Source organism: Streptomyces sp. SCL15-4 (genome assembly GCF_033366695.1).
Classification (GTDB): domain Bacteria; phylum Actinomycetota; class Actinomycetes; order Streptomycetales; family Streptomycetaceae; genus Streptomyces.
In genome coordinates, this window is record NZ_JAOBTQ010000001.1 from 816,125 (window position 1) to 830,150 (window position 14,026).

Genomic DNA, 14,026 nt, shown 5'->3' on the forward strand with positions numbered 1-14,026 from the left:
GAGCGGTGCGTCAGGGCTTACGGGCGACCAGCACGCCGTTGGCCCCCTGGCCTTCGAAGGGGGTCACGCCCTCCGGCTTCAGGCCGAACTCCTCCATCCAGGCGGAGTACTCGGCCGCGGTGTAGTTGCGGCCCCAGGTCTCGATGAGCATGTTCAGGCTCATCAGCGCCGCGGGCGCCGGACCGCGCTTGTCGTCGGCGACGAACGACTCCGTGATCAGCAGGACGCCGCCGGAGGACAGCGCCTCCGCACAGGAACGCAGGATCTTGCGGGCGTCCTCCACGCTCCAGTCGTGCAGGATGTTGGAGAGCAGGATCGCGTCGTAACCGCTCGGCACGCCGCCGACCTTGAAGAAGTCACCGCTGGCGAAGGAGATGCGGTCCGCCAGACCGGCCTTCTCCACCCGGGGCTTGGTCAGGTCGCACACGAACGGCAGGTCGAAGACGGTCGTCTTCAGGTGCGGGTAGCGGTTGCACAGCTCGATGTCGTACGCCGCGCCGCCGCCGCCCACGTCCAGCAGCGTCTTGATCGAGGTGAAGTCGAAGTGCTCGGCGAGCTGGCCGGCGGTGTACGCGGACAGCGAGTGCATCGCGTCCCAGAAGTGCTCCTTGACCACCGGGTCGTCCGGCTCGAACAGCGAGCCCTGGTTCTCCACGTCCCAGGTGTAGGGGCGGTTGCCGCGCAGCGAGTCGAGCATCTTGACGTAGGCGGGATACTCGTGCTTGTCCACCAGCGTGACCCAGCCGCCGAAGTACCGCGGCTTGCCCTTGACCAGGAACTCCTCGGACAGCGGGGTGTTGTGGTAGGTGTCATCGTCGTCGAGCCGCAGCAGGTCGAGCGAGACGAGCGCGGTGAGCAGCAGCTCCGCGGGACGCTCGTCGATGCCGTGGCGTTCGGCGAAGGCGGCGAGGGTCGTGCTGCCGTCCCCGGCCAGCTCGGTGAAAAGCTCCAGCTCCGTGGCCAGTCCGAGCGCCTTGAACGCGTAGACGCCGAGGGTCAGGTCCATCAGAGGGGTCGGGGTGAGGGGCGAAGTCATGTAGGTCCTCCGTTGCTCTTCGATGGCGTGGAGCTGCTCGACTCGCTTCGACAGTACGAGTACTGGCGAACTCTCTCCAGAGGGTGCGAGGCGAGCCGCGACGACTTTGGGAGGTAAGGCGGTCGGTCTACTCCGGCTCGGCGCGCGCCGCCAGGTCGATGGCGTCCAGGACACGGGCGGTGCGCACGATCTCCCGGGCGGTGGGCGGCTCCCACCCGAGGTTCCCCCTCAGCTGGCCGAGGAAGGCCTCCAGCGCGGCTCCGGCCCGCAGCCGCGGTTCGACGGTCACGCTGGCGTGCGTCCCCTCGATGTGCAGGAGCATCCCGCCGGGCCGGGACGTCCAGCCCGCCTGGAGGGTCACCGGGACGCCGCCCCAGGACAGGACCGCCGCGCCGCCCACGTTCAGGTCGGTGCCGGGCCGGCCGAGGTAGGACGCGCCGCACACCCGCAGGCCGGCCGAGGGGTCCAGCCATTCCAGCAGGTCGACCAGGTGGACCGCGAGGTCGGCGAAGGCACCCGCGGCGCCGTGCCGTTCGGCCAGCATCCAGGCGGCGGACCCGGTGAACACGTCGTCGAGCAGGCCCGGGTGGGTGAAGCGGAGGTGCACGCCCGCCAGCTCGCCCAGGGCGCGGTCGGCCAGCTTGGCGCGCACCTCCCTCAGTTCGGGTGCGCAGCGCAGGAACATCGCGGTGGTGACCGGGCGTTCGGCCGCCGCGAGCAGCACCGCGAGCCGGCCGGTCTCCTCGGCGGAGGACGCCAGCGGCTTCTCGATCAGCGCCGGGACGCGCGCTCGCACGGCCTGGCGCAGCAGGGTGCCGTGCTGGGCCGTGGTGGAGACGATCACGGCCGCGTCGGCCCGGGCCAGCGCCTCGGCCGCGTCCGTCGAGGGTTCGATGCCGGCCACCGGTGAGGGGCGGTCGCTGTAGACGGCGGCCAGCGCGGCCCGCGGGTCGCGGGCGACCACCTCCAGGTAGTCCGGGAGGTGCACGTGGTCCGTCCCGAGCACCGCGAGCCGGAGCACGGCCGTGGCTGGGGTCATCCGGTCGCGGCCATCTGGTCGTTGGGGACGGGCCGGCCGAACGCGCGGTCGGTGTAGACGAGGGGCGCGCGATCGCCCGCGTGGGTCGCCTCGACCCGGCCGACGAGGATGCTGTGGTCGCCTCCGTCCAGGATCTCGTGGGTGGTGCAGGCGATACGGGCCGCCGCCTCCGGCAGTCCGGGCAGGCCGAGTTCGCAGGGCGTCATGTCGCCGGCCTCGAACCGGTCCACGCCCGAGGTCGCGAAGCGCAGGGCGACGTCGCTCTGGTCGTGGGCGAGCACGTTGATGAGGAAGTGCGAGGCGGAGGTGAAGGCGCCGTGTGTGCTCGCGCCCTTGTCCAGGCAGATGAGCACGAGCGGCGGGTCGAGGGACAGCGAGGAGAAGGAACTTCCGGTGAAGCCCCACCGCCGCCCGGACGCGTCGGCCGTGGTGGCCACCGTGACAGGGGCGGGTACGCGGGACATGGTCCGGGTGAAGGCGAGGCGGTCGACAGGCATGCGATATCCGTTCGTGTGTGGGGCGTGGGCGGGCGGAGGTGAGGGGTGGGCGCGCGCCGTCCGCCGGGGCGCCGCGCGGGGCTCGCGCGCGGCGCCGCCGCCCGGCGAGGGGCGGCCGGGCAGGGCTGTCCGTCCCCGCCACGGCCCGCACGGCCGGTACCCCGCTGTCCGGGCGGCGCGGCCCCGTCGCCGCGCCGCCGCGGTATGCGCCCGGTGCGCCCGTGTCCGGCCGGCCGCCGCTCGGCGGCGGACGGCGCGGCGCCGGGCGGCGCCTGCGGTCAGGCGGTCCGGCGCACGGGCTCGTCGACCGGCGTCCGGTCCTCGAGCGTGCTGAGGAAGGACTGTGCCCAGTGCCCCACGTCGTGGGTGAGCACTTGGCTGCGCAGCGCGCTCATCCGGCGGCCCGCCTCGGCCCGGCTGATGGTCAGGGCCTTCTCCAGGCCCGACTTCACCTCCTCCAGATGGTAGGGATTGACCTGGAAGGCGCTGGTCAGTTCGGCCGCGGCGCCGGCGAACTCGCTGAGCACCAGGGCGCCTTGGAGATCGTGCCGGCAGGCGACGTACTCCTTGGCGACGAGGTTCATCCCGTCGCGCAGCGGAGTGACGAGCATGACGTCGGCCGCGCAGTACAGGGCGGCGAGTTCCTCACGGCCGACCGAGGTGTGCAGATAGTGCACGGCCGGCTGGCCGACGCGGCCGAACTCGCCGTTGATCCGGCCGACGGTGCGCTCGATGTCCTCCCGCATGCGCAGGTAGTGCTCGACGCGTTCCCGGCTGGGCGTGGCGATCTGCACCATCGTGGTCGACTCGGCGGTGACGCGGCCCTCGGCCAGCAGCTCGTGCAGCGCGCGCAGCCGGATGTCGATGCCCTTGGTGTAGTCGAGCCGGTCGACGCCGAGCACGATCTTGCGGGGGTTGCCCAGCTGCGCGCGGATCTGCTCCGCCCGCCGCCGCACGTCGTCGCGCCGGGCCAGCCGGTCCAGGTCGGCGGCGTCGATGGAGATGGGGAACGCGCCCACCTTCACGGTCCGCCGGCCGGCCGGGGACTCCGCGACGCTGAGGAGTCCGGGTTCGTCCCCGACGTCGGACACGGCGCGCTCCTCGCGCACTCCGGTCAGCCGCCGGGCGAGCCACTGGAAGTTGCGGGCGCCGCCCGGGCGGTGGAAGCCGACGAGGTCCGCGCCCAGCAGGCCTTCGATCAGCTGGGTGCGCCAGGGCACCTGCATGAACAGCTCGACCGGGGGAAACGGGATGTGCAGGAAGAAACCGATCCGCAGGTCGGGCCGCATCTCCCGCAGCATCGCGGGCACCAGCTGCAACTGGTAGTCCTGCACCCAGACCGTGGCCCCGGGTCCGCTGATGTCAGCGGTGGCCTGGGCGAACTTGCGGTTGACGTGGACGTAGGCGTCCCACCAGCTACGGCGGTAGCGGGGCGGCATGATCACGTCGTGGTAGAGCGGCCACAGGGTCGCGTTGGAGAAGCCCTCGTAGAAGCCGTCGACCTCGTCGGCGGTCAACGCGACCGGGTAGAGCAGCAGTCCGTCGTGCTGCCAGGCGTGGGTCGGAGTGCCGGCCGTCTCCGCGGAGCCGGGCCAGCCCACCCAGGCGCCCCGATGGGTGCGCAGGAACGGTTCCAGCGCGTTCACCAGGCCGCCGGGGCTGCGCCGCCAGCGCCGGCGACCGCCGTCGGTGCCGTCGTCCTCCAGGCTCACGGGCAGCCGGTTGGCCACCACGACGAGCCCGGCACCGGCTGCGGGCGGCGAGGAGCCCTGCGGAGCGAGCGTCTCCTGCGCCGCGTCCGTCGGCAGTGGTCTCATCGCCGGAAGTCGACGATGGTCTTGAGGTCGGTGGTGGAGCGGTAGTTCTCGAAGATGTCCACCAGGCCGTCGTAGTCGTCGAACCGGTGCACGGTCGACAGCAGCGCCTTGCCGTTCACGACGCCCGACCGCAGCATCTGCATGGCGGAGGCGATCACGTTCGCGCTCTTGTGCATCGGGAAGCTGGTGACGTCGAAGGGCGCGGAGCGGATGGTGATGCCCTTGGCGAGCATCAGCCAGGTGTCGAACTTCTGCATCTCCTGGGAGGCGCCGTAGAGGATGTAGCGTCCGCCGGCCTTGAGCTTGCGCATGGCGACGCGGCGCGGGTCCTTGTTCTCGTCCTCGACCCGCACGGTGGGCAGGGCGTCGAAGACGTAGTCGAAGGTGCCGTCCTCGACGGTCTCGATCAGCTCGTCGGGCAGGTACGCCTTCTGCGAGAACTGGTCCTCGGCGAAGACGTTGCGGGCCGGGTTGTTGTCGACCGAGACGACGGAGTTGGGGGCCAGCAGGCGCCGGATGATGCTGCCCGCGATGACGCCGATCGGTCCGGTGCCCATGATGAGGACCCGGTCGCCGATGCGCGGCGGGTTGGACAGCACCGAGCGCAGCGCGCCGGTCACCGGCTCGATGAAGGAGGCCTCGAGGTCGCTCATGTCCTCGGGGATCTTCACGGCCGCCGCGTGGTGGTCGTCGTTGAAGTTGCGGTCGGCGGCGAAGACGTCTTCCTTGACCTGGCCGGAGAAGATCGGCCGGACGGTGCGGTACTCGGCGAAGCCGCCGAAGTCCGTCTGACCCCAGTACACGATCCGGTCGCCGATCCGGATGTCGGTGCCGCTGCTGTCGAAGTCCGCGCCTATGTCGACGATCTCGCCGAGGTACTCGTGTCCGAGGATCACCGGGTACTCGGACGGGAAGAGGTGTCCTTCGAAGAAGGAGATGTCGGTCGAGCAGATCGACACGCAGCGGGTCTTCATCAGCAGCCCGTCCGCCGGGGTGGCGGGGATGGGCAGGTCGGCCAGCACCGTCTTGCGCGGGGCGAGGAGTTGCACGGCCTTCATCGTCTGCATGAGTGAGTCCTCGTCATGTGGTGGGGCGTGGTGTCGGTCGGGCGTGCGGGGCCCTTGGGGGCCGGCCGGGCGCCTGGGCGCCCGGCGCCGGCCGGTGCGGGAGTGGTGCGGGGGTGGCGCTGCTAGCGCCGCATCACGAGCCGGCCGCCGAGCAGGTACTGGCCGACCGTCTCGAAGTGCATGGAGGAGAGCGTGATGTGCTTCGTGGCCGAGTGGATGTCGCGGAAGCAGCGCTCCAGCCGGCTGGTGGCGTACACGGAGGTGGCGCCGGCCAGGGTGAACAGCGAGTCCACCGCGGCGACGGACTTCTCGGCGACCGTCGCGGCGGTCAGGCGCACCAGCGCGGTCAGCGCGTCGCCGCCGTCGGTCCCGTGCGCGGTCACCTGCGCCGCGGCGTGCGCGAGCAGGGTCTCCGCGATGTGCACCTCTCCCTGGGCGCGGGCCAGCTTCTCCTGCACCGTGTGGCTGGTGGCCAGGGTGCTGGAGGCGCCGGTCGCGGTCTTGCGGGCGGCCAGCGCCTTGAAGTCGGCGAGGGCGTCCTGGGCCACGCCGAGGGCGGTGGAGGCGGAGGTGAAGGGGCCGAAGTCGTAGTAGCTGATCGGGTAGGCCCGGGAGGGGCGGTCGGCGGGCGGGCGGTGCATGGCCGAGCCGTCGACGGTGAACTCCTCCGGGACGAACACCTTGTCGACCCGGTAGTGGTTGCTGCCGGTGCCGCGCAGGCCGACGGTGTACCAGGTGTCGCGGATCTCGGCGTCGGAACGCCGGATGAACAGCATGCGCACGGCCGGTCCGGCGGCGGTCCGGCGGACCTCGCCGCCGTCGGTGACCGGGGCGGCGCACACCAGCCAGTCGGCGTGGGCCGATCCGCTGGCGAAGGCCCACTCGCCGCTCAGCAGGTAGCCGCCGTCCACCGCCTCGGCGTTGCCGGAGGGGTTGACGCCGCCCACGACCAGGCCCTCGCTGTCCCGGAAGAGGGTGCGCGAGGTGCTGTCCGGCAGGTAGTCCGACAGGCGTCCGATGGCGCCCTGGACGCCCATCTGCCAGGCGATGGAGGCGTCGAGCCGGGCGAGCGCCTGGATGATGGCCGAGCCGGTCTCGATGGGCAGCTGCTCGCCGCCGAACTCCTTGGAGACCCACATGCGCGGGATGCCCAGGTCGCGCAGTGCCTCGAACACGGGACGGGGGGTGACCCGGTCGTGTTCGGCGCGCTCGCGGTTCTCCTCGATGACGGGCGCGATCTTCTCCACGCGCGCCAGCCAGTCCTGGGTCTGCTCGGAAGGTGGCGGGCGGAGTATGTCGCCTGCGGCGCCGGCTGAGCTCACGGGAATCTCCATTCGTAAGTACTACAACTTACGTACTAAAAGGTACGCAAGTGGGTGGACGGTGAGATCGAAGAACTGGGTGTGGTCCGGGAACGCGGGGCCGTATCACGCGGATTCACGGTGATTCTTGGGGTTGGCCCTCGGCGAGGGCAACCTCGACTTGCGGAAGTCGCAGGGCGTATCGGCGCCCGTTTCCGCGCCGGGTCAGGCGCAGACGCTGTCGGGCGCGGCGAGGGCCACGACACGGCCGCGCGCGGTCAGCCGGGTGAAGGCGTGCGCGGCGGAGGCCATCGTCATGTGGTGGTGCCAGCCGGGATAGGACCGGCCCTCGAAGTCCTGTACACCGAAGTGTCCGAGGTCCCGGACGGCCGACTCACCGGCGGCGGCATGCCGGGCCAGGGCGAGTACCTCCTCCGCCCGCCAGTCGGCCAGGCTGGTGATCCAGTAGCGTGCGCCCCCTCTGCCGATACCGCCCGGGCGGGCCAGGGCACGGTAGAGACGTGGCCCGCCGGACGTTTCCCCGGACCGTCCCGGCAGCCGGACCTCCCCGCAGTGGACGGCCAGCCGTTCGAGCCGGCCGGTGACGGCCTGGCGCACCACCACCTGTGGCTGGCGCAGATGGCTGCGCGCCATCAGCTCGCCCAGTCCGCTCGCCGGGGCCACGGCGTACGCCGGGAGAACGGGTTCCCCGGCGTTCACCTCGCAGACGAAGTCCAGCCCGCGCCGGGCCAGTCCCTCCACGACCGCGCCCGCGTCGGGTGTCCGGCGCAGGTCGAGCGCCCAGGGGATGCCCGACAGCGAGGGGTTGGCGGCCACGTCCGCGGCGAAGTCCAGGATGTGTCTCCAGGCCGGCCGGGCGGTGACGGTCACCGGTATGCGCGCCCGGGAGCGGCGTTCCTTGTCCGCGCACCAGGACTCCTCCAGCAGCAGACTCCAGTTCACGGGTACGCAGCCGATCTCGGCGGCCAGGAAGAGCCCCATCGCTCGCTGGCAGTTGACCGTCCGGCCCAGATCGGCGTCGAAGCGGCGGTGCACGCCCACGGAGTGCACACCGCGCTTGGGAATCGTCAGTTCGGCCACGGTCAAGGCCCGTGGCAGTCCCTGGGAGGCCACGGACCGCGCCAGACTGCGGCGGACCGGTCCCCAGTCCCAGGGACTGGCGTTGATGAACTGCTGCAGCCCGTGGGCGGCGGCGGGAGCGGGTGAGACCGCCTTGGCCAGCCGCTGCAGCGTCTTCTTGCCTGGCACACTCAGCAGGGCGCCGAGATACGCACGAGCCCAGCGTCGCTGGTCTGCGCGCTGGAGCGGTTCGAAGACCTCCTCGACGAAGGTCCGAAGCTCATGAGTGTCGATCGAAGTTGCGCCTAAGGTGCCTGCCGGCATGTTGAAACCTCTCCCCCTGGCATCGGCCGCACCGCCGTACGGTGCGGTGCTCGGTGCATATGCGCAATCAACCCCGAGACAAAATACCTTCTCAAACGTCAATTTCTGGGGAGCGGTCGACGACTTTCCAACCTTTCCCCGCCACCTGCGGGAACGCGTCGGCGGCCGGGCGGCCCACGGCGCCGGTGCGGGCCGGAACCGGCGGACCGCGGGCGTGGCGGGGCCTCCGCGCACCGCCGCCGAACCGCCGTCCGCCACCGCCGGCCGGCCGGGCGGCGCGCGCACGGGAGGGCCGGTGGTGCACGGCGTGACCATTGAGCCAGGAGAGACAGAAGTTATCCGGCCAGCCGGCCGCGCTTCTTTCCATGGCCGGGCCACGCCTTCCTAGGGAGCCGGTAGCAAGCGGTGTCGGTTTCGGACAGCTCATCTCACTCCGCTTGTGGGCCCCGCAGCGTTAAGAAAGGATTTCTTGGGGGTGATTTGTCGATCCATTCCGGAGCACGAAGGGGCACCGTGATCAAGCAAGACAGAGCGCGCAGGACTCATGAGTTACTGCTCGACGCGGCAGCGGGGGAGTTCGTCCGGCATGGGTACATGGGTGCGAATCTTCAGCGCGTGGCGCAGGAAGCCCAAATGACGAAGGGCGCCTTGTACGCCCATTTCGCATCGAAGCGGCTCCTGGCCAAGGCGCTGACCGGGCCCTTCGAACAGGCCTGGCAGGAACTGCTGACACAGGTCGAGCGCTGCGACGCCCCGCCGATGGAGAAACTGCGCCTCCTCGCCGTCCGGCTGGCCGAGCGGCTGCAGACGGATCTGCGTTTCCGCGCCGGATTCCACCTGTGCAGCGAGGCCGCCCGCGCACACGGCCGGCTGCCACGGGTGGCCCAGGATCTGTGCGGCACGGTCGCGACCCTCATGACACAGGCCCGGCAGCGGGGAGAGCTGACCTGGCCCCAGGACCCGGAGCGCCTGGGCAAGCTGCTGCTGGCCCTGATGTTCGGCGTCTACTACTCGACGCCCGAATGCCGGATGGACCGCTTCAGCGAACTGCTGTGTACGGCTTGGTGGCAGGCGTTGAGCGACGGTCAGCCGGCCGCCCCGGCCCCCTGCCATCAGGCCTAGCGGAGGCGCGAGCGGGCACGCGCCGCGCCCAGCCGGGCCGGGGAAGCGGCCGGCGAGATCCGCCGGCCGCTTCCCGCCTGACGGGTGGCGGTGCGGCACCAGACCTCCAGCCCCTCTCCGGCGGCGGTCCGGTGCCGCACCGTCACCCCCGGCCCAGGTAACGCACCAGACCGGACCCTGACCCCTCGCCGGCAGCGGCCCGGACCGGCCGCCATTCCCTCCCCGACGGCAGGACCAGACAAGTCCGCCGACCCACCCCGGCCGGCAGGACCGGCCCCAGCGTCGACCCCTTCCCGGTAACCAGCCGGACCGGCCCGGCGACTCCACCCCAGTCGACGGACAACACCGGGCCCCACCAGCCCTCCCGACAGCGGGCGCAGTGCCGAGCCGCCAGCCCCTCCCGATGGCGGGCGCGGGGCCGGGCCACCGATCCCTCACCATCGGCAGGACAGGAGACAAGACCGCCGGCCCACCCCGGCCGGCAGGACCGGACCCACCGTCGACCCTTTCCCTGGTAACGAGCCAGACCGGGCCGCCGGCTCCCGGTCGACGGGCCACACCGGGCCTCACCAGCCCCTCCCGACAGCGGACGCGGCGCCGGGCCACCAATCCCTCGCCGACGGCAGGACGAGATCCGACCGTCGGCCCACCTTTGCCAGCCGGCCGGACCGGGCCGCCAACCCCTTCTCGGTAACGAGCCGGACCGGACCGGCGACTCCACCCCAGTCGACGGGCCACACCGGGCCACCAGCCCTCCCGACAGCGGGCGCAGTGCCGAGCCGCCAGCCCCTCCCGATGGCGGGCGCGATGCCGGGCCACCAACCCGTCACCAACGGCAGGACCAGGCACAACCGCTGGCCCACCCCTGCCGGCGGGCCAGACCGACCGTCGACCCCTTCTCGGTAACGGGCCAGACCGGACCGGCGACTCCACCCCAGTCGACGGGCCACACCGGGCCACCAGCCCTCCCGACAGCGGGCGCAGTGCCGAGCCGCCAGCCCCTCCCGATGGCGGGCGCGATGCCGGGCCACCAACCCGTCACCAACGGCAGGACCAGGCACAACCGCTGGCCCACCCCTGCCGCCGGGCCAGACCGACCGTCGACCCCTTCTCGGTAACGGGCCAGACCGGACCGGCGACTCCACCCCAGTCGACGGGCCACACCGGACCGCCAACCCTTCCCGATGGCGGGCGCGGGGCCGGGCCACCAATCCGTCGCCACCGGCAGGACCAGACAAGACCGCCGGCCCACCCCGGCCGGCAGGACCGTACCGGGCCGCCAACCCCTCCCGGCAAGCGGCGAGACCGGACCGGTGGCCCATCCCGGCGGCCGAGGCGACGCCGGGCCGCCAACCCCTCCCCGGCGGCAGACCCGGACCAGGCCGCCGGCCCGCCCCTGTCAGCGGGCCAGACCGGACCGCCACCTCTTCCCCGGCAGCACGGCCAGACCGGACCGCCAACCCCTTCCCCGTAACCGGCGCAGACCGGCCCGGACCGCAAACCCTTCCTCCTCCCCCGTAACCGGCCAGACCAGCCCGTCCTGCCCCTCCCCCGCGGCCGTATGGCGTCGGCGCGGGCAACCGGGCCTATAGGCAGTCGTGTTACGTCCGGGTTCGCCCGCACACTTCAATAAGTAAGACGCCGTTCCTGGCGCCGACCTGACGTCCGGTGGGTCGGTCCGGTATGCATGGGACGGTTTTCCGCCACATGGGAGTACATGATTCACACAGATGGCCGTTCCGCCGCCGCGCGCCTCCACGCTCACGCACACCGTGCCCCGCCCGCCGAGGGGCCCGGCCCCCGTTGTGCCCGGAGATACCGCTTACCTCACACACCGGCGCCGGCGCCTCGCGGAAGGGTCCGTGACGGCGGTCGGCACCATTCCGTTTCCGCCTCGGGGATCCAGGCATGTGCGCTAGTGTGCATATCGCCCGCACAACCTCCCGGTCACGTATGCAGACGGTTGCACGCGTGTGGCCGCCACCGACCCGGACCATCTTTTGAGAAGGTCTGTTCCGGGGGCAGTCCGCCGCGACACGTTGTTGATGACGTATCAGACAAGGGAGGCCTTCGTGAAACTTCCCCGCAATCCCACCACGGGCCCTACCCCTGCCACCCGTGCCAAGGAACTCAAACAGGAACGCGCCATCCGGTCCCGGCACAACATTCTGCTGGCCGCAGCTCGTGCGTTCGCCGAACGGGGCTACCCGGCCGTAACCATGCATGACGTGGCCGAACTCTCCGGAATGACCAAAGGGGCCGTCTACTTCCACTACGCCAGCAAGGAGTGTCTGGCCATCGCCGTGAGCGAGGAGTTCGCCAGGCGGCTGCCCGTCATCTCCGACGCCGTCGCCCAACTCTCCCTCCCGCCGGTGGCGTCCGTGGCGGAACTGCTGCTGCGTACCGCCGCCGGGCTGCGCGACGAACCGCTGATGCGAGCCGGGGCGCGCTTGCAGATCGAGCGGGGTCTGATCGACGCCGAACTCCCCCTGCCCTTCGAGGACTACACCTCGCTGATAGCCGCCTGGCTGCAGGGCGCCCTGGCCGCGGGCGACCTGGAGCACGCGACGCCCCCGGAGCCGCTGGCCCGGGTTCTGGTCTCGGCGTTCTTCGGCGCGCAGTTGCTGTCCTGGATCGGCAACGACCGGACGGACATCATCGAGCGAACCGTCGAGGTCCTGCACGCCGTCGTGCCGTGCACGAGCGATCCACGGCACATCAGTCCGTATCTTCACGAATCGGCCACGGCGCCCAAACCCGTACCGGCTCGACCGCACAGCCACGTCGGCCGCCCGCCGGCTTAGCCCCCGCCCCCTACCCCGTGCGCAGGTCGGCCGTCACCGGCCACGGCCAGGGCTCCGGAGGCGGGGCCGCGGCCGGACGGCCGGGCGCACCGGCGCCCCGCGGTCCGCCGCCCGCCGGGTGCGCGCGGCCGAACCATTCGCGGTAGGCCGGCGCCTCGCGCGCCACCGCCCAGTAGGCCTCCTCCAACTCCGGGTAGGCATCGTTCAGTTCGCTCTCCGTGCGGGCCGCCAGCAGCAGCCGTACCCCGATCGGGTCGCCCTCCAGAGGACGGATCGCGAGATCGGGCCGGGGCGGGACGGTCGGCTGGCTGACCGTGACCACCTCGCCGATGGCGGCCAGCGAGTAGGCGGTGAGGTAGTCGCCGTGCAGCATCTCGCACCGCAGGCCCGCCGCGCGCAGCACCCGGCACAGGGCGTCCCACTCGCCGTCGACCGTGGAGTCGACCATCCAGCGGTCCCCGGCCAGGTCGGCGAGGCGCACCTGGGGCCGCGACGCCGCCGGATGGTCCGCGGCGAGCGTGACGAACTGCGGCTCCCGCTCGACCAGCACCCGCAGGCACAGTCCGGGCGGCACCCGCAGCGGACTGCCCTCCACCTCGTGCACGAAGGCCAGGTCGAGCCGGCCGGCCGCGACCATGCCCAGCAGCGCGTTGGCGGAGACGCTCATCTGCAGCGCCGGCTCGATCCCCGGGCGGCGGGCCCGCAGCAGCCGCAGCCAGCCTGGGATGGCCCTGCTCGCCGTGGCGCCGATGCGCAGGTGGAACCCGCCGGCGGCCCGGGCCGCCGCCGCCCTGGTCTCGGTGACGATCGCCGCGAACTCCGCCACCAGCGGCCTGGCCCGGCTGAGCACCGCGAGCCCCAGCGGGGTGGGCCGGCAGCCGGTGCGGGCGCGCACGAAGAGCTGGGCACCGAGCGCGCGCTCTATCCGTCGTAGCTGGGTGCTCAACGAAGGTTGCGCCAACCCGAGTTCCCGGGCCGCTTTGTGCAGGCTGCCGGTGTCGGCGATGGCGCAGAGCACACGCAGATGCCTCACCTCCAACTCCATGGAGGGAGCGTAGGGCGGCACGGAACACGACACCAGATGTTCAAGTTACAAGGAAAGCGGACGAGTCGGCCGCCGATAGCCCGGTGCTATCCCCAAGTGCCATCATCCCTCTCCCCGTTGACCTGCCCGAGACTCACTGGCAACCGATCGTTCAACCCCACAGGACGAGAAGGAGCCCCCCATGGCATCGTTCCGAACCAGCACCGGGTCGAAGAGCACCAGGAGAGTACTGGCACTGGCCCTCGGCCTCGGACTGGCCTCCGCCGCGCTCGGCACCGCGAGCCCGGCCAGCGCCCAGGACACCGCGGCGGCACCCGCCCGCACCGCCGCCGCGGGTTACGTGGGCAGCGCCGAGGACGCCGGCACCAAGGCGTTCTTCGACGCCGTGCTGAAGTCGGTCGCCGAGCGGCAGGCCGAGCAGCCCTCCCTGAAGGCGGTGACCGTCTACTACAACGCCTCCCAGGCCCCGAGCTTCCGCAACCAGATATCGAGCGCCGCCTCGATCTGGAACAGCTCCGTGTCGAACGTCAAGCTCCAGGCGACCTCCAGCGGCGGCGACTTCGCCTACTACGAGGGCAGCGACTCGCGCGGGTCCTACGCCTCCACCGACGGCCACGGCCGCGGCTACATCTTCCTGGACTACGCGCAGAACCAGCAGTACGACTCCGTCCGCGTCACCGCCCACGAGACCGGCCATGTGCTGGGGCTGCCGGACCACTACAGCGGCCCGTGCAGCGAGCTGATGTCGGGCGGCGGCCCCGGCCCGTCCTGCACCAACCGCTACCCGAACGCCACCGAGCGCTCCCGGGTCAACCAGCTGTGGGCCTACGGCCTCACCAAGGCACTCGCGCAGGTGAACAAGGCGGGCTGACGCCGGGGGAACACTCCGGGCCG

General features: G+C 71.7%; 11 protein-coding genes. 3 read left to right on the forward strand and 8 right to left on the reverse strand.

The window, feature by feature from the left end:
- Nucleotides 1-10: 10 nt before the first annotated feature.
- The 7 genes from SCK26_RS03365 to SCK26_RS03395 all read right to left on the reverse strand — a co-directional run bounded on the left by SCK26_RS03365 (nucleotide 11) and on the right by SCK26_RS03395 (nucleotide 8,161).
- Nucleotides 11-1,036, reverse strand: a complete 1,026-nt coding sequence (locus SCK26_RS03365) for a methyltransferase (RefSeq protein ID WP_318199737.1) — start codon at nucleotides 1,034-1,036, stop codon at nucleotides 11-13.
- Nucleotides 1,037-1,163: 127 nt separating this feature from the next.
- Nucleotides 1,164-2,075 (reverse strand): Gfo/Idh/MocA family protein, encoded by a 912-nt coding sequence (locus tag SCK26_RS03370; RefSeq protein ID WP_318199738.1) that lies wholly within the window; start codon nucleotides 2,073-2,075, stop codon nucleotides 1,164-1,166.
- Nucleotides 2,072-2,572 (reverse strand): flavin reductase family protein, encoded by a 501-nt coding sequence (locus SCK26_RS03375; protein WP_318199739.1) that lies wholly within the window; start codon nucleotides 2,570-2,572, stop codon nucleotides 2,072-2,074. The genes SCK26_RS03370 and SCK26_RS03375 overlap by 4 nt, the downstream gene beginning before the upstream one ends.
- 278 nt (nucleotides 2,573-2,850) lie before the next feature.
- Nucleotides 2,851-4,389, reverse strand: coding sequence for a trehalose-6-phosphate synthase (locus SCK26_RS03380; protein ID WP_318199740.1), 1,539 nt, complete (start codon nucleotides 4,387-4,389; stop codon nucleotides 2,851-2,853).
- Nucleotides 4,386-5,456, reverse strand: a complete 1,071-nt coding sequence (locus tag SCK26_RS03385; RefSeq protein ID WP_318199741.1) for a zinc-dependent alcohol dehydrogenase — start codon at nucleotides 5,454-5,456, stop codon at nucleotides 4,386-4,388. The genes SCK26_RS03380 and SCK26_RS03385 overlap by 4 nt, the downstream gene beginning before the upstream one ends.
- Nucleotides 5,457-5,578: 122 nt before the next feature.
- Nucleotides 5,579-6,778, reverse strand: a complete 1,200-nt coding sequence (locus SCK26_RS03390) for an acyl-CoA dehydrogenase family protein (protein ID WP_318199742.1) — start codon at nucleotides 6,776-6,778, stop codon at nucleotides 5,579-5,581.
- 204 nt (nucleotides 6,779-6,982) lie between these two features.
- The gene (locus SCK26_RS03395; protein ID WP_318199743.1) at nucleotides 6,983-8,161 is read right to left on the reverse strand and encodes a transposase; all 1,179 of its coding nucleotides are present in this window, start codon (nucleotides 8,159-8,161) and stop codon (nucleotides 6,983-6,985) included.
- Between the two features lie 513 nt (nucleotides 8,162-8,674).
- Between SCK26_RS03395 and SCK26_RS03400 the strand changes: the two genes are divergently transcribed.
- Nucleotides 8,675-9,283 carry a TetR/AcrR family transcriptional regulator gene (locus SCK26_RS03400; RefSeq protein WP_318199744.1) on the forward strand — a complete coding sequence of 203 codons (609 nt, stop codon included), beginning with the start codon at nucleotides 8,675-8,677 and terminating at the stop codon, nucleotides 9,281-9,283.
- Nucleotides 9,284-11,454: 2,171 nt separating this feature from the next.
- The gene (locus SCK26_RS03405; protein WP_318205893.1) at nucleotides 11,455-12,087 is read left to right on the forward strand and encodes a TetR/AcrR family transcriptional regulator; all 633 of its coding nucleotides are present in this window, start codon (nucleotides 11,455-11,457) and stop codon (nucleotides 12,085-12,087) included.
- Nucleotides 12,088-12,097: 10 nt separating this feature from the next.
- Here the strand turns inward: SCK26_RS03405 and SCK26_RS03410 are convergent, their stop codons facing one another.
- Nucleotides 12,098-13,132: a LysR family transcriptional regulator gene (locus tag SCK26_RS03410; RefSeq protein WP_318199745.1), complete on the reverse strand. Its 1,035-nt coding sequence runs from the start codon at nucleotides 13,130-13,132 to the stop codon at nucleotides 12,098-12,100.
- A 181-nt stretch (nucleotides 13,133-13,313) separates the two neighbouring features.
- On the opposite strand from SCK26_RS03410, the gene snpA reads away from it, so the two are divergent.
- On the forward strand, nucleotides 13,314-14,003 hold the full coding sequence (snpA, locus tag SCK26_RS03415; RefSeq protein ID WP_318199746.1) for a snapalysin: 690 nt from the start codon (nucleotides 13,314-13,316) through the stop codon (nucleotides 14,001-14,003).
- Nucleotides 14,004-14,026 lie beyond the last annotated feature (23 nt).